The organism is Cupriavidus sp. U2 (assembly GCF_009663685.2).
Classification (GTDB): Bacteria; Pseudomonadota; Gammaproteobacteria; order Burkholderiales; family Burkholderiaceae; genus Cupriavidus; species Cupriavidus necator_C.
Genome location: NZ_RCOG02000027.1, coordinates 265592 through 281478, shown reverse-complemented (window position 1 = coordinate 281478; position 15887 = coordinate 265592). Strand labels below are relative to the sequence as shown.

The window sequence follows — 15887 nt, the reverse complement described above, 5'->3', positions numbered from 1 at the left end:
AATCCCCATGGCCACACGCCGTTCGACAGACCTGTTGCTGACCGCGCTGGCGCCCGCCATCTGGGGCACCACCTACCTTGTGACCACCAACTGGCTGCCGGCCGGCTATCCGCTGACGGTTGCCACGCTGCGTGCGCTGCCGGCGGGCATGCTGCTCTGGCTGCTGGGCCGGCAGTTTCCAGCGCGGAGCTGGTGGCCCAGGCTGCTGGTGCTGGGCGCGCTCAATTTCTCGTTCTTCTGGGCCATGCTGTTCGTCTCGGCCTACCGGCTGCCCGGTGGCGTGGCGGCCACGCTCGGCGCCATCCAGCCGCTGATCGTGATCGCGCTGTCGCGTGTGTTGCTGGGATCGGCGATCCGGGTGGGCGCGATTGCCGCGGCGCTGGCCGGGCTGGCGGGCGTGGCGTTGCTGGTGCTGACCCCGAAGGCCACGCTGGATGCGGTGGGCGTGGCGGCCGGACTGGCTGGCGCGGTGTCGATGGCGCTGGGCACCGTGCTCACGCGCCGCTGGCAGCCGCCGGTGCCGGCGCTGACGTTCACGGCCTGGCAACTGACGGCGGGCGGCATCCTGCTGGTGCCGTTCGCGCTATGGCTGGAACCGCCGCTGCCCACGCCCACGCTGGCCAACGCGCTGGGCATGGCGTGGCTGACGGTGATCGGCGCGGCGCTGACCTATGTGCTGTGGGTCCGGGGCATTGCGCGGCTGGGCCCCGGCGCCGTGGCAACGCTGGGGTTCCTGAGCCCGCTCACGGCGGTGCTGATCGGCTGGATCGTGCTGGGGCAGACGCTGAGCACGGCGCAGATCGCGGGCATGGTGCTGGTGCTCGGCGGGGTTTGGCTCAGTCAGCGGGCCCAGCGATCGGTGGCAGCACCCGCCCCGGGTTCAACAGGTTCTTCGGATCGAGCGCGCGCTTGACCTGCCACATCAGCTCCAGCTCCACCTGCGACTTGTAGCGGCCCAGGTCGTCGCGCTTGGCCACGCCGATGCCGTGCTCGGCCGAGATGGAGCCGTTCTCGGCGTGGGCCAGACCGTCGACCAGATCCGACACGGGCTTGTACCACTGCGCCAGGAAGTCCCTGGCATCGCGGTCTTTCGGGCGCAGCGGGTTGAAGTGGACATTGCCGTCGCCCATATGGCCGTAGATCACCATGCGGGTGGCCGGCTCCAGCGCCAGCACCTCGGCCGACGCCTTCTCGATGAATTGCGCGATGCGCGACACCGGCACCGAGATATCGCACTTGATGCTGCCGCCGGTGCGCGTCTGGGCGTCCGAGATTTCCTCGCGGATGCGCCAGAACTGCTGCACGTCGGCCAGGCTCGACGCCACGGCGGCATCCACGACCCAGCCGTTGCCCAGGCCGGATTCCAGGATTTCCATCAGCGTGCCGCCGAGCGTTTCCTCGTCGGTGCCCGATGTCAGCTCGATCAGCACCATCCAGTCATGCCGCCCCGGCAGCGGCGACGGCACGTCGCCCAGGTATTCGAGCACCAGGTCCAGCGCCGGGGCCGAGATCAGTTCGAAGGCCGTGACCGCGCCGCCCGACAGCGCACGGGCCTCGCCCAGCAGCTTGACGGCGGCTTCCGGGCCGTCCACGGCCACGAAGGCCACGGCGGTGGAGCGCGGCTGTGGCATCAGCTTCAGCACCGCGCCGGTGATGATGCCGAGCGTGCCTTCGGCGCCGATGAACAGGTGCTTGAGGTCGTAGCCTGTGTTGTCCTTGCGCAGGCCCTTGAGCGACGAAAAGATGCGCCCGTCGGGCAGCACCACCTCGATGCCCAGCACCAGATCGCGCATGTTGCCGTAGCGCAGCACGGCCGTGCCGCCTGCGTTGGTCGACAGGTTGCCGCCGATCTGGCACGAGCCCTCCGAGCCGATGCGCAGCGGAAACAGGCGGCGGGCATCGTCGGCCGCGGCGCGTGCGCCGGACAGCGTCACGCCGGCCTCCACGGTCATCGTGTCGTTGACAGTGTCGATGGCCAGCACGCGGTTCATCTTCTTCAGGCTGATGACTACGGCCGTGCCGCTGTCGTCGGGCACGGCGCCGCCCATCAGCGACGTATTGCCGCCCTGCGGGACCACGGGCACGTTGTGCTCATGGCACCACGCCATCACGCGGCTGACCTGTTCGGTGGTGGCGGGCATGACCACCAGCGGTGACTTGCCGCGATAGATGCGGCGGTAGTCGGTCACGTACGGCTCGGTGTCGGCGTCGGCGGTCAGGCAGCCGTTGGGGCCGACGATGGCCAGCATGGCCTGCAGCAGGTCGGTCTGGGAGGGCAGGGCTTGGGAAGGCAGCGAGGACATCTTGGATACTCAGTAGGCGGCGCCGGGCGCGGACACCTGTTGGGCGCGCTCCGGCAGGAATTCGGCGGCGAGCTTGCGCGCCGCGTTGGCGTAGACCAGCACGTCGACGCCGGTGGCCACGAAAGTGCAGCCCAGTTCCAGGTAACGACGCGCCAGCGCATTGTCTGAGGTCAGCGTGCCGGCGGCCTTGCCGCTGGCGATGATCGTGCGCATGGCCGTCTCGATCTGCGCCTGCACCTCGGGGTGCCCCGGGTTGCCGCGATGGCCCATCGACGCGGCCAGGTCGGCCGGGCCGATGAAGACGCCATCCACGCCGTCAACCGCGCAGATCGCTTCCAGATTCTGCATGGCGGTCACGGTCTCGGCCTGCACCAGCAGGCAGACCTCGTCATCGGCCACGGCCAGGTAGTCCTTGCGGGCGCTCCATTGCGACACGCGCGCCACGGCGCTGCCCACGCCACGCACGCCGAACGGCGGGTAGCGCGTGGCGCGCACCAGTGCGGCGGCCTGTTCGGCGGTGTCCACCATCGGAATCAGCAGCGTACGGGCGCCGATGTCCAGCAGCTGCTTGATCAGTGCGGTCTCGCCCGACACGGCGCGCACCACGGGCTGCGAGCGGTACGGGGCCAGTGCCTGCAGCGTCTGCAGGATGGTGCGCACGTCGTTGGGCGCGTGTTCGCCGTCCACCAGCAGCCAGTCGAAGCCGGCCGTGGCGCTGATTTCGGCGACGTAGGGCGTGGCGGCGGACATCCAGAGGCCGATCTGGGCCTGGCGGGCGGCCAGCGCGGCCTTGAACGGGTTATGGGCGGGCATGGGGTGTCTCCTGTCGGTGCGGGTGTCGAACGGGGTTCGATGGGGCGTTGTCAGTGCAACTGGCCCTGGCACAGATACTTGGTATGCATGTAATCGTCAAGCCCGTGGCGCGATCCTTCGCGGCCGTAGCCCGATTCCTTCACGCCGCCGAACGGCGCCGCCTCGGACGCCAGCGCGCCTTCGTTGATGCCCACGATGCCGGTTTCCAGCGCCTGCGCCACGCGCCAGATGCGCCGCACGTCGTTGGAATAGAAGTAGGCGGCCAGCCCGAACGGCGTGTCGTTGGCGTCGCGGATCACTTCATCCTCGTGGGTAAAGCGGAACACAGGTGCCACGGGTCCGAAGGTTTCCTCGTGCGCCAGCGCCATCGCGGGCGTGGCGCCGGCCAGCACGGTCGGGGCGTAGTAGTGCGGGCCATCGGCGGTGCGCACGCGCTCGCCGCCCACCACCACGCGGGCGCCCTGGTCCACGGCATCGCGCACATGGCGGTCGATCTTGTCGACGGCGCGGGCATTGATCATCGGACCGATCTGCGCGGCGGAGTCGGAGGCCGGGCCCACGTGCAGCGCACCCACGCGGGCGGCCAGCTTGCTGACGAAGGCGTCGTGGACGCCGGCCTGCACGTACACGCGGTTCGGGCACACGCAGGTCTGGCCGCCGTTGCGGAACTTGGCGGCCATCAGGCCCTCCACGGCCGCATCGAGGTCGGCATCGTCGAATACGATGAACGGGGCGTTGCCGCCCAGTTCCAGCGACAGCTTCTTGAGCGTGCCGGCCGACTCGCGGGCCAGGTGCTTGCCCACCGGCGTGGAGCCCGTGAACGTGATCTTGCGCACGCGCGCATCGGCCAGCCAGGCATCGACCACGGCCGGGGTGTTGGCGCGCGATGCGGTGACGATGTTCAACACGCCTTGCGGCAGGCCCGCGCGTTCCGCCAGGCGGACCAGCGCCAGCGCGGTCAGCGGGGTATCTTCGGCGGGCTTGGCCACCACGGTGCAGCCAGCGGCCAGCGCGGGCGCGATCTTGCGGGCGATCATCGCCAGCGGGAAGTTCCATGGCGTGATGGCGGCTACCACGCCCACCGGCTCCTTGAGCACGATCATCTTGCGGCCCGGCACGGCCTCGGCCACCACGTCGCCGCAGATGCGCGTGGCTTCCTCGGCGAACCATTCCACGTACGACGCCCCGTAGCGCACTTCGCCCACGCTCTCGTGCATGGGCTTGCCCTGCTCGGCGGAGATGATGCGGGCCAGGTCCTGCTCGTTGGCCAGGATCAGCGCGTGCCACTGTTTGATGATCTGGGCACGGTCGCGGGCGGTGCGGCGGCTCCAGGCCGGGAAGGCCGCGGCGGCGGCATCGGCGGCGCGCCGGGCGTCGGCGGCATCGCTGTCGGGCACGTCGGCGATCACTGCGCCCGTGGCCGGGTCGGTCACTTCCAGGCGGGCGCGGCTGTCGCACCATTGCTGGTCGATGAAGTTCTGGCTGCGAAGCAGGGTGGGGTCGGTGAGAGTGGTCAGCATGCGATGGCGGGGTCGGATGTTGGAAGCGTCTGATATGCGAAGGGCCTAGCTCACGATCCCCACGTGCCAGGGCACGAACTCGTGATCGCCCAGCCCAAGCAGTTCGCTCTTGGTGGGTTCGCCGGATGCGGCGCGCAGGATGTGTTCGAAGATCCGTTCGCCCATCTGCGCCACGCTCAGTTCCCCGTCGAGCACCAGGCCGCAGTTGATGTCCATGTCTTCCTCCAGGCGGCGGAACATCGGCGAATTCGAGGCCAGCTTGATGGTCGGGGCCGGCTTCGAGCCGAACATCGAGCCACGGCCGGTGGTGAAGCAGATCAGGTTGGCGCCGCTGGCGATCTGGCCGGTGGCGGCCACGGGGTCGTAGCCGGGGGAATCCATGAAGACCAAACCGGCGCGGTCGATCGGCTCGGCGTACTCGTACACGGCCTGCAGCGGCGTGGTGCCGCCCTTCATGGCCGAGCCCAGGGATTTCTCGAAGATGTTGGCCAGGCCACCCTGCTGGTTGCCGTGCCCGACCACGCCGTTGAACTGGGCGTTGTGTCCGGCGGTGTAGCGTTCCCACCAGGCCAGGCGATCCAGCAGCTTCTGGCCCACCTCGGGCGTCACCGCCCGGCGCGTAAGCATGTACTCCACGCCGTGGATTTCCGGGGTTTCCGACAGGATCGCGGTGCCGCCGTGGCGCACCAGGATATCCATGGCCGCACCCAGCGCCGGGTTGGCCGTGATGCCCGAGAAGCCGTCCGAGCCGCCGCACTCGAGGCCGATCTTGATATGGCTGGCGCTCACGGGCTGGCGCCGGAAGGCATTGGCGGCCGGCAGCATGGCCTCGATGGCGCGGATGCCCGCCTCGATCGTGGCGCGCGTGCCGCCCGTTTCCTGCATCACCAGCGTGTGCAGGTTCTCGCCGGGGACCAGCCCTTGCGATTCCACCAGCGATGCCACCTGGTTGCGCTCGCAGCCCAGGCCGACGATCAGCACGCCGGCCAGGTTCGGATGCCGCGCATAGCCGGCGATGGTGCGGCGCAGGAGGTCGAAGTGCTCGCTGGGCGACGACATGCCGCAGCCACTGCTCTGCGCGAACGCCACCACGCCATCGACATTGGGATAGGCGGCCAGCCGCTCCGTGGTGAAATGCGCGGCGATGTGCTTGATGACCGTGGCCGAGCAGTTCACCGACGACAGGATGCCGACGAAGTTGCGCGTGCCCACGCGGCCGTCCGGCCGCACATAGCCCATGAACGTCGCGCGTTCGCGTTCCGGCACGTAGGCCACGGGGCGCACATCGGCACAGAACGCGGGATCGCGGTAGTCGTCCACGAGCCGCAGGTTATGGCTGTGCACGTGCTCGCCGGCGGCAATGTCGCGGTCGGCCACGCCAATCACGGTGTCGTATTTCTTGACCCGCTCGCCGCGTGCGATCGCACGGGCGGCGATCTTGTGGCCGGCGGGCACCTGGGCGCGCACGCGCACGTCCAGGTCCTCCAGGTGCTGGCCCAGCGTCAGGTCGGCGCGGGCGATCAGGACGTTGTCGTTGGCGTGCAGGCGAATGACGGGGTTCAGGGTCACGATTGACAGGGTTGGGGCGGGTTAGCTCTGCGCGAGCATTTCCTTGAGTTTCAGGCGCTGGATCAGCTGCGTTTCCTGGCTGTAGACCTCGGCCACGTACTTCTTGTAGTCGGGGCCGTCCAGATACATGACCGGCGCGTCGATGCGGGCGGCCACGGTCCTGAATTCGGCGCTGGCCACGGCGGCGCGAAACGCATCGCGCAGCTTCTTTTCGATATCGGGCGGCAGGCCCTTGGGCGCGCCGATGCCGTTGGGGGCTTCCACGACGACGTTGTAGCCCAGTTCCTTGAGCGTGGGCGTGTCCTTGAAGCGCGGCGTGCGCTGCTCGCCCCAGGTGGCCAGCAGACGCAGCTTGCCGGCTTCCACATGCGGCGCCCACGAACTGGAATCGGCCAGCAGGTCCACCTGGTTGGCCAGAACGTCCTGCAGGGCCTGCGAGCCGCCCTTGTAGGCGATGGCGTTGAACTTCACGCTGGCGGCCAGCGCGAACTGCTCCATGCCGACGTGCGTGGCGCCGTCGATGCCGGCATGCGCGTAGGTGAGCTTTCCCGGGTGCGCCTTGGCCTCGGCCACCACATCGGCCAGCGTCTTGAAGCGCGAGCCGGCCGGCACGGCGATGCCGAAGGTCTGGCCAGAGGTGCGTGCCAGGTAGGTCAGTTCGGTGCGCGGGTCCAGCTGCAGCATGCCCAGCTGCGAGAAGCGCGTGACCGAAATCGGGATCTGGCCGATGGTGTAGCCATCGGGGTTGGCGCGGGCCAGCGCCTTGGTGCCGATCATGCCCGATGCGCCGGCGCGGTTTTCCACCACGATCGACTGCTTGAGAACTCCCGACGCCACCTGGCACAGGGCCCGCATCGACTGGTCGGCCGTGCCGCCTACCGGCCAGGGGCAGATGAACGTGATGGGCCGGTCGGGATATTCGCCGGCGGCGCGTGCCATGCGCGGCACAAGCAGGCTGGCCGTGCCGGTGGCGGCAACGGCCGCGGTGGCGGCGCTGCCCAGCAGTAGCCGGCGGCGTGAAAGGCTGGCGGGAAGACCTTGCGTCATGGGGATGTCTCCGATCTTGTTTTAGGTCGCGGACCGGCGTCGATGCCAACCCGCTCTGGGAGCGATTGTGGGCGCCCCGAACATAACCATCCAATAGAAAATTGGCATTGCTTCATAACCTTCCGGTTAGGTAGACTCGCTGCCATGGCGCATATCGACCGGGCCTTCCGCTCCAATATCAAGCTTCGCCACCTGCAACTGCTGGTGGCGCTGGACGAGTTCCGGCATCTGGGCCGCACCGCCGAATTCCTGTCGGTCAGCCAGCCGGCCGTGTCCAAGGTGCTGGCCGAAGTGGAGAAAATGCTCGGGCTGACGCTGTTCACGCGCTCCACGCGCGGCACGGAGCCCACGCCGGCTGGCGAATCGCTGGTGCGCTTTGCGCGTGCCGTGCTGGCCCAGTACGACGTGACGCGCGACGAGATCGAGGCCGTGGCCAGCGGCGCGGCAGGCCGCGTGCGCGTGGGATCGATGGGCGCCACGCTGCCCGTGCTGCTGGCCCGGGCCGTGGCGCGCCTCAAGGACCGCTCGCCGCGTGCGACGGTGCTGGTCGAGGAGGGCGACCTCACGCACCTGCTGCCCCGCCTGCGGCTGTCGGAACTCGACGTGATCGTTGGCCGCCTGGAACCCAGCTACGCCGCGCCGGACCTGATCACCGACGCGCTCTACGAGGATCCGATGGTGGCCGTCGTGGCCGCCAGCCATCCGCTGTCGCGGCAGGCCAGCCCCGACTGGACCGACCTGGCGCGGCATCCGCTGGTGTTGCCGCCGCCGTGGGCGTCACTGCGCGTCAAGATCGAGCAGGCGTTCTTCCGCCACGGGCAGCAGCCGCCGGCCGACGTGATCGAGTCGTCGTCGTACCTGGCGGTCACCACCTTCGTGGCGCAGCGGCAGGCGGTGGGCTTCGTGGCAGGCTCCGTGGGCCGACAATTGCAGGCGGAAGGGCGCTTCCACGTGCTGGCGATGCCCGTGGAAGTGGAACTGCCGCCCGTAGGCCTCATCACGCTGCGCGACCGCCGGCTTCCGCCCAGCGTGGCAGAACTGGCCGATTGCCTGCGCGAGACGGCGCGGGACATCGACATGGCAAACAGCAGCCCCGGCAGCCCCGGCAGCTCCGGGAGTTCCGGAAAGGGCGCCCGGACGCGCAAGACCGCTAAACCCGCAAGCAAGAGCTCATGACAGAAACTTCCAGAACGTCCCGCCAGACCGAAGTCGTTGTGCTGGGTGCCGGCATCGTTGGCGTTGCCACGGCGCTGGCGCTGCAACAGCGCGGCCATGCCGTGTGCCTGATCGACCGCAAGGCGCCGGGCCGCGAGACCTCGTACGGCAATGCCGGCATCATCCAGCGCGAGGCAGTGCAGCCGTACGCGTTCCCGCGCGCCTGGCAGGCGATCCTGCGGGTGGCGGCACGGCGTGGCAACGACGTGCATTACCACCTGCGGGCGCTGCCGTCGCTGGTGCCGTCGCTGGCGCGCTACTGGCACGCGTCGGCGCCGGAACGCTATATGGCCACGGTCAGTGCCTACGCGGCGCTGATCCGCCACTGCATCGACGAACATGCGCCGCTGATCGAACGCGCCGGTGCCCAGGATCTGGTCCGCAAATCGGGCTGGCTGGAGGCATACCGGACGCCGGCCGCGTTCGACGCGGCGGCCCAGGCGGCCAGCACGGTCGCGGCCGCGCACGATCTGCGCCACGCGGTTCTGGACAGCGCGGCACTGGCTGCCGCCGAGCCGGTGCTGCAGCGGCCGATGGCCGGCGCGGTGCACTGGCAGGACCCGTGGACGGTCAGCGATCCCGGTGAACTGGTGGCGCGCTACGCGGCGCTGTTCGAGCGCGAGGGTGGCGTGCTGCTGCAGGGCGACGCCGATACGCTGCGCCAGTCGGGCAGCGGCTGGATGGTGCACACGCGCGATGGCGCGGTGCAGGCCGAACACGCCGTGATCGCGCTGGGGCCATGGGCGGCGGGGCTGACGCGCCGGCTCGACTACCGGCTGCCGCTGTTCGTCAAGCGCGGCTACCACCGCCACTACCACGTGGACGCCATGCCGGACAGGCCGCTGCTCGACGCCGAGAACGGCATCCTGCTGGCGCCGATGCGCCAGGGCCTGCGGCTGACCACGGGCGCCGAGTTCGCGCATCATGAATCGCCGCCCACGCCGGTGCAGTCGGTGCGGGCGGAAATGCTGGCCGGCGATCTGGTGCGGCTGGGCCAGCCCGTGGAAGCACAGCCGTGGATGGGCGCGCGACCGTGCATCGCCGACATGCGCCCGGTGGTGGGGCGCGCGCCGCGTCATGCCAACCTGTGGTTTCACTTCGGCCATGGCCACCAGGGCCTGACGCTGGGGCCGGCCACGGCGCGCCTGCTGGCCGAACTGTTCGACCGCGAAACGCCGTACGTGGACCCCACGCCGTACGATCCGCGCCGCTTCGGCCGTTAAGCTGCCGAAGCCGCCGCGGCCTTCGCCTGCGCGCGCGCCTGCAGGTAGCCGACGAACGCCGTGGCCACGTCCGACAGCGCCTCGTTCTTGCGGGTCAGGATGCCGAACGCCTTCATGTCCTGCCCCACCTCCACGGGCAGCGTGGCCAGCAGCGATGCCCGGACGTGATCGCGTACCACCGATTCGGGGAGCATCGCGATGGCATCGCCCGATTGCAGTAGCTGCAGCGTGGCGAAGATCGACGAACACTCGATCACGTCCTGCGGCGTGGACACCTGGGCCTGCGCGAACTGGTTTTCCAGCATCAGCCGCGCCGGGCTGGTCAGCGTCTGCAGCACCCAGGGCCAGCGCACGAGTTCGTCCCAGCCCGGGCCCTCGTGATCGTGTTGCCGGAACGCCTGCACCAGCGGGTGCCCGCTGCGCACCACGATCCGCAGCGGTTCGTCGGACAGCGCGCAGAAGTCGAACCTGTTGTGGTCGAGTGGGCCGGCAAAGCGCCCGACGGCCAGTTCGATCTCGTGCCGCTCCAGCAGCACGCCGATCTGGTCGCTGGTTTCGCCCAGGATGCGCACGCCCAGGCGCGGCCGCTCGCGCTTGATGTCGGCCACGGCGGCCGCCACCAGGTCAGGCGCGGCGCCCATGATCGCCCCGAACACCAGATGCCCGTGGCCGCCCCGGCGGCGCGCTTCCATATCCTCCAGAAAGCGGTCCAGGCTGGCCTGCGTGTGGCGGGCATAGGTGACCACTTCGATGCCCAGCGGCGTCGGCCGCATGCCGCGCGCGTGGCGCTCGAAGATCGCAAAGCCAAACGCCTGTTCGATATCGGCCAGCATCTTCGTGGCCGACGGCTGCGTGACGTGGATCAGCGCGGCGGCCTGGTTCAGCGTGGGGGTGTCGGCCAGGGCACTCAGCAGCGCCCAATGCTTGAGTTTCAGCCGGTTCACCAGGCGGCGTGTCAGTGACATGCGGTGTCTCCTTGGCTATTCCAGAATGGAATTGCCTGCTCTTATAAATTGATTGGAACGATATAGGCTGGCGGCTTACAGTGCAACGGACGCTTCTCACCATCACCAAAAAGACAGGAGACAAGATGAAGCTGATTCGCCACGGCGCGGCCGGCCAGGAACGACCCGGCCTGATCGATGCCCAGGGACGCCTGCGCGACCTCTCTGCCCATGTGCCGGACATCACCGGCGCCACGCTTTCCCCCGATACGCTGGCCCGCCTGGCCGCCCTCGACCCGGCATCGCTGCCGCTGGTGCAAGGTGCGCCGCGCATCGGCCCGTGCGTGGGCAACGTGGGCAAGATGATCTGCGTGGGCCTGAACTATTCGGACCAAGCGGCCGAATCGGGCATGCCGATTCCCACCGAGCCGGTGCTGTTCATGAAGGCCACCAGCGCGATCGTCGGGCCGAACGACGACGTGGAGATTCCGCCGCGCGCCGAAAAGGTGGACTGGGAAGTCGAACTGGGCGTGGTGATCGGCAAGACAGCGCGCTATGTGTCCAAGGCCGATGCGCTGGACCATGTGGCCGGCTACTGCATCGTCAACGACATCTCCGAGCGTGCCTACCAGCTGGAACGCGGCGGGCAGTGGGACAAGGGCAAGGGCTGCGACACGTTTGGCCCGATGGGCCCATGGCTGGTCACGCGCGACGAAGTGCCCGATGCCCAGGCCCTGGAGATGTGGCTGGAGGTGGACGGCAAGCGGTACCAGCACGGCAACACCCGCACGATGATCTTCGACGTGCCGACCGTCGTGTCCTATATCAGCCAGTTCATGAGCCTGCAGCCCGGCGACGTGATTTCCACCGGCACGCCGCCCGGCGTGGGCCTGGGGCAGAAGCCGCAGCCGGTGTACCTGACGGTGGGGCAGACCATGCGCCTGGGCATCACCGGGCTGGGCGAACAGCAGCAGCGCACCGTGGCGGCCAACGTGGGAGACCAGCAATGAACCAGCTCGACCTGAAGGGCCGCGTGGCCGTGATTACCGGCGGTGCGCAGGGCATTGGCTACGCCGTGGCCGAACGGATGCTGCGTTCGGGCGCCGTGGTGTCGCTGTGGGACGTCAACGAGGCGCAGCTGGTCAAGGCTGGCGACGCGCTGTCGAAGCTGGGCCAGGTCACCGGCGAGGTCGTGGAACTGACCGACGAGCATGCCGTCGACCACGCCACGCAAGCCACGATCCAGAAGCTGGGGCACATCGACGCGCTGGTCAACAGCGCCGGCATCACGGGCGGCAATGCCCCCACGTGGGAACTGGACCCCGCCGTCTGGCGGCGCGTGATCGAGGTGAACCTGATCGGCAGCTACCTGACCTGCCGGTCGGTGGTGCCGCACATGATGGCCCGCAAGTTCGGGCGCATCGTCAATATCGCGTCGGTGGCCGGCAAGGAGGGCAACCCGAACGCATCCCACTACAGCGCGTCGAAAGCGGGCGTGATCGGCCTGACCAAGTCGCTGGGCAAGGAACTGGCGCAGAGCGGCGTGCTGGTGAATGCCGTGACGCCGGCAGCGGCGCGCACGCCGATCTTCGACTCGATGACCGAGCAGCACATCGCGTTCATGCTGTCGAAGATCCCGATGGGCCGCTTCCTGGAAGTGGAAGAGGCCGCGTCGATGATCGCCTGGCTGACGACCGAGGACTGCGCCTTCAGCACGGGCGCGGTGTTCGACCTGTCGGGCGGACGCGCCACCTACTGAGCGAAGTTCCCGCGGCACAGACCCCGGGGCAAGCATCCCGGGGCGGCTACCTCAACCCATGCGCACGCCCCGGCGTCTCGCCGACGGCCGGTCCTGCGCAGAGGAGACACTCGTCATGCAATCCCACATGCTGGCGCTCGTGGCGCTGTGCTTCGCGGCGGCCGGCTTTATCGCCGTGCAGCCGCTGTTCTGGACCTTTCCCACCAGCTACCTTGGCGGCGCGGCGGCGGCCGGCGGCATTGCGCTGATCAACTCGCTGGGCGCGCTGGGCGGGTTTGTCGCGCCGAACATCAAGACGTGGGCCGAGCAGGCGTTTGCGTCGCACACGGCGGGCATGAACCTGCTGGCCGCGATTACCGTGGTGGGCGGGCTGCTGTTTCTGGGGCTGCGCGGCGCGCGCCCGGTGCAGGCGCACGCCGACGCGGCCACCCATCGCCAATTTTCCTGATTCCGATTCCTGGAGCACCGCAACATGAGCATGCCCACCATCCGGCACGTCCGTGCCTTCACGCTGCGCGGCGCCGGCGCCGACTATCACGACCAGGGCGCCGGCCACTGGATCGATGACCACATCGCCACGCCGATGGCGAAGTACCCCGAATACCGCCGCAGCCGGCAGAGCTTCGGTATCAACGTGCTGGGCACGCTGGTGGTGGAAATCGAGGCCAGCGACGGCACGGTCGGGTTTGCCGTCACCACGGGCGGCGAACTGGGCTGCTGGATCGTCGAGAAGCACCTGGCGCGGTTTATCGAGGGCCAGAAGGTCACCGATATCGAGAAGATCTGGGACCAGATGTTCAACGCCACGCTGTATTACGGCCGCAAGGGCATCGTGCTGAACACGATATCGGGGGTGGACCTGGCGCTTTGGGACCTGCTGGCCAAGGTGAGAAAGGAACCGGTGCATGCGCTGCTGGGCGGTCCGGTGCGCGACGAACTGCAGTTCTACATGACCGGGGCGCGGCCCGACTTCGCCCGGAAGCACGGCTTTATCGGCGGCAAGCTGCCGCTGCACCACGGCCCGGCGGAGGGCGAGGCGGGGCTGCGCAGGAACCTGGAACTGCTGGGGCAGATGCGCGAGGCCTGCGGCCCGGACTTCTGGCTCATGTACGACTGCTGGATGAGTCTGGACGTGGAATACGCCACGCGCCTGGCGCAGGCGGCGTACCACGACTTCGGCCTGAAATGGATCGAGGAGGCGCTGCCGCCCGACGACTACTGGGGCTATGCCGAACTGCGCCGCAACGTGCCGCGCGGCATGCTGGTGACCACCGGCGAGCACGAGGCCACGCGCTGGGGCTTCAGGATGCTGCTGGAGATGGGCTGCTGCGACATCATCCAGCCCGACGTGGGGTGGTGCGGCGGCATCACCGAACTGATCCGCATCTCGGCCCTGGCCGACGCCCACGGCAAGCTCGTGGTGCCGCACGGGTCGTCGGTCTACAGCTACCACTTCGTCATCACGCGCCATAACAGCCCGTTTGCCGAGTTCCTGAGCATGTCGCCGGGCGCCGACCAGATCGTGCCGATGTTCGATCCGCAATTGCTGGACGAGCCGGTGCCCATCAATGGCCGGATGAAGGCGTCCGCGCTCGATGCGCCAGGGTTTGGCGTACGGCTGAACCCGGAACTGCCGCTGCACCGGCCGTTTCCGAGGTAGTCCGGCGTAGATCGGCCACTGGCGCCGCATACCGACGGGCGGCGCCGGATTCCTGTCGATCCGCACTTTTCCCGTGTCCGCCGTGCCGGGCCGGTGGTAATCTCGCGGCAACTCCACCCCCGCCCCCGGGATTCCACCTTGCGTTCCGTCGATCCAGAACTCTGGCGTACCGCCGCCGACCAGCGCGCCTATCAGGACGCGCGCCGCCGCGTGCGGGCGCTGCGCTTCTTCTACATGCATGCGCTGGTCTATGTGGGGGTCAACGCGCTGCTGATCGTCGTCAACCTGGTGACGTCGCCCGAGCGGCCGTGGGTGCGTGCGCCGCTGATGGGCTGGGGCATCGGCCTGGCCGTGCACGGCATCATGACCTGGAGCCGGGTCGGCCTGCTGGGCCGGGGCTGGGAAGAACGCAAAATTGCCGAATTCATGGCGCGCGACCAGGTGCGCACGCTGTCCACCGAGAAACAGCTCGTGGAAGCGCAGATGCGGCTGCTGCAGGCCCAGATCGAGCCGCATTTCCTGTTCAACACGCTGGCCAACGTGGTGAGCCTGATCGAGCCCGCGCCGCAGAAGGCCACGCTGATGCTCGAACACTTCATCGCGTACCTGCGGGCATCGCTGGCGGCCAGCCGGGCCACGCAGGGCACCGTGGCGCAGGAAGCCACGCTGCTGCGCGACTACCTGGCGCTGATCAAGATTCGCATGGGCGAGCGGCTGCAGTACATGGTGGACGTCGATGGATCGCTGGACACCGTGCCGCTGGCGCCGATGCTGTTGCAGCCCGTGGTGGAAAACGCCGTCAAGCACGGGCTGGAGCCCAAGGTGGAAGGCGGCCGCCTGCTCGTGCGGCTGGAACGGCGCGGGGCGCGCATGCTGGCCACGATCGAGGACGACGGCATGGGCTTCAGGCCGGGCGGCAATGCCGGGGTGGGCTTGTCCAACCTGCGCGAGCGGCTGACCGTGCTCTATGACGGCGATGCCCACGTCCGCATCGAGGACCGCGCGCCCGGCACCGCCGTGCTGATCGACATCCCGCTGCCACGCGCGCGCCAGAACGGAGACCCCGCATGAAGCCCACCGCGTTGATCGCCGATGACGAGGAACACCTGCGCGCGCATCTGCGGGGCAAGCTGGCCCGGCTCTGGCCGGAGCTGGACATCGTTGCCGAAGCCGCCAACGGCCTGGAAGCGGCCGAGGCCATCGCCCGGCTGGTGCCCGCCGTGGCCTTTCTCGACATCAAGATGCCGGGCCTGTCCGGGTTGGAAGTGGCGCAGGGCATCGAGACCGACACGCGCCTGGTGTTCGTCACCGCCTACGACGAGTTCGCGCTCGACGCATTCGAACGCGCCGCCGTCGACTATCTGGTGAAGCCCGTCACCGACGAGCGGCTGGGCCGCACTATCGAACGGCTGCGCAAGGCGTTTCAGGAGTCCGCGCCGCTGCCCGAACTGGCGCAGCTGCTGGGTCAGCTGGCGCGGGGACAGGCGCGCGCGGAAGGTGCCGGGCCGCTGCGGTGGGTGCGCGCGAGCCGGGGCAACACCACCAGCCACGTGCCGATCCAGGACGTGCTGTATTTCCAGAGCGACGACAAATACGTGGTGGTCCACACGCAGGACGGTGAACACCTGATCCGCACGCCGCTGCAGGAACTGATCGACGGGCTGGACCCCGAAGTCTTCTGGCAGGTGCACCGCTCCACCATCGTCAACATGGAGCACGTGGCCGGCACGCGGCGCGACGATTCCGGGCGCCTGTTCGTGCGGATGCGCGGCGGCGACACGGAACTGCCGGTATCGCGCGCCTACGTGCACAAATTCCGGCAGATGTAGCCGGC

The 15887-nt window shown here is 68.8% G+C and carries 14 protein-coding genes and 1 pseudogene; 9 read left to right on the top strand and 6 right to left on the bottom strand.

All coding sequences use genetic code 11. From position 1 onward, the window contains the following. The first annotated feature begins 7 nt into the window (after positions 1-7). Positions 8-913: an EamA family transporter gene (locus D9X30_RS20820; protein ID WP_153945969.1), complete on the top strand. Its 906-nt coding sequence runs from the start codon at positions 8-10 to the stop codon at positions 911-913. Here the strand turns inward: D9X30_RS20820 and D9X30_RS20815 are convergent. The 5 genes from D9X30_RS20815 to D9X30_RS20795 all read right to left on the bottom strand — a co-directional run bounded on the left by D9X30_RS20815 (position 837) and on the right by D9X30_RS20795 (position 7252). Further along, positions 837-2249 carry an FAD-binding oxidoreductase gene (locus tag D9X30_RS20815; RefSeq protein WP_153946108.1) on the bottom strand — a complete coding sequence of 471 codons (1413 nt, stop codon included), beginning with the start codon at positions 2247-2249 and terminating at the stop codon, positions 837-839. The two genes, D9X30_RS20820 and D9X30_RS20815, sit on opposite strands and share 77 nt — an antisense overlap. A gap of 63 nt (positions 2250-2312) precedes the next feature. Beyond that, entirely contained in the window at positions 2313-3116 is an 804-nt protein-coding gene (gene hpaI / locus D9X30_RS20810; RefSeq protein ID WP_092598277.1) for a 4-hydroxy-2-oxoheptanedioate aldolase, read from the bottom strand. Positions 3117-3166: 50 nt separating this feature from the next. Further along, a complete protein-coding gene (locus tag D9X30_RS20805; RefSeq protein ID WP_153945970.1) occupies positions 3167-4636 on the bottom strand; it encodes an NAD-dependent succinate-semialdehyde dehydrogenase in 1470 nt (489 codons plus the stop codon). Between the two features lie 45 nt (positions 4637-4681). Beyond that, on the bottom strand, positions 4682-6205 hold the full coding sequence (locus D9X30_RS20800; protein WP_249641029.1) for a UxaA family hydrolase: 1524 nt from the start codon (positions 6203-6205) through the stop codon (positions 4682-4684). Positions 6206-6226: 21 nt separating this feature from the next. Continuing rightward, a complete protein-coding gene (locus D9X30_RS20795) occupies positions 6227-7252 on the bottom strand; it encodes a tripartite tricarboxylate transporter substrate binding protein (RefSeq protein ID WP_153945972.1) in 1026 nt (341 codons plus the stop codon). A 144-nt stretch (positions 7253-7396) separates the two neighbouring features. Here D9X30_RS20795 and D9X30_RS20790 point away from each other — a divergent pair, with 144 nt between their 5' ends. Further along, entirely contained in the window at positions 7397-8428 is a 1032-nt protein-coding gene (locus tag D9X30_RS20790) for a LysR substrate-binding domain-containing protein (RefSeq protein ID WP_153945973.1), read from the top strand. Continuing rightward, a complete protein-coding gene (locus tag D9X30_RS20785; RefSeq protein ID WP_153945974.1) occupies positions 8425-9690 on the top strand; it encodes an NAD(P)/FAD-dependent oxidoreductase in 1266 nt (421 codons plus the stop codon). Before D9X30_RS20790 ends, D9X30_RS20785 begins: the two co-directional genes overlap by 4 nt. Here D9X30_RS20785 and D9X30_RS20780 read toward each other — a convergent pair. Beyond that, on the bottom strand, positions 9687-10655 hold the full coding sequence (locus D9X30_RS20780; RefSeq protein ID WP_153945975.1) for a LysR family transcriptional regulator: 969 nt from the start codon (positions 10653-10655) through the stop codon (positions 9687-9689). The two genes, D9X30_RS20785 and D9X30_RS20780, sit on opposite strands and share 4 nt — an antisense overlap. 125 nt (positions 10656-10780) lie before the next feature. On the opposite strand from D9X30_RS20780, the gene D9X30_RS20775 reads away from it, so the two are divergent. The 6 genes and pseudogenes from D9X30_RS20775 to D9X30_RS20750 all read left to right on the top strand — a co-directional run bounded on the left by D9X30_RS20775 (position 10781) and on the right by D9X30_RS20750 (position 15882). Next, positions 10781-11644 (top strand): fumarylacetoacetate hydrolase family protein, encoded by an 864-nt coding sequence (locus D9X30_RS20775; protein WP_153945976.1) that lies wholly within the window; start codon positions 10781-10783, stop codon positions 11642-11644. Next, complete coding sequence (locus tag D9X30_RS20770) at positions 11641-12393, top strand: SDR family NAD(P)-dependent oxidoreductase (protein WP_153945977.1); 753 nt, start codon at positions 11641-11643, stop codon at positions 12391-12393. The genes D9X30_RS20775 and D9X30_RS20770 overlap by 4 nt, the downstream gene beginning before the upstream one ends. A 121-nt stretch (positions 12394-12514) precedes the next feature. After that, positions 12515-12841: pseudogene (locus tag D9X30_RS20765) on the top strand (MFS transporter); the annotation flags it as partial. Positions 12842-12865: 24 nt separating this feature from the next. Then, on the top strand, positions 12866-14053 hold the full coding sequence (gene rhmD / locus D9X30_RS20760) for an L-rhamnonate dehydratase (RefSeq protein ID WP_153945978.1): 1188 nt from the start codon (positions 12866-12868) through the stop codon (positions 14051-14053). 138 nt (positions 14054-14191) lie between these two features. Then, positions 14192-15124 carry a sensor histidine kinase gene (locus tag D9X30_RS20755; RefSeq protein ID WP_153945979.1) on the top strand — a complete coding sequence of 311 codons (933 nt, stop codon included), beginning with the start codon at positions 14192-14194 and terminating at the stop codon, positions 15122-15124. Beyond that, complete coding sequence (locus D9X30_RS20750; protein WP_153945980.1) at positions 15121-15882, top strand: LytR/AlgR family response regulator transcription factor; 762 nt, start codon at positions 15121-15123, stop codon at positions 15880-15882. The genes D9X30_RS20755 and D9X30_RS20750 overlap by 4 nt, the downstream gene beginning before the upstream one ends. The last annotated feature ends 5 nt before the right edge of the window (positions 15883-15887 follow it).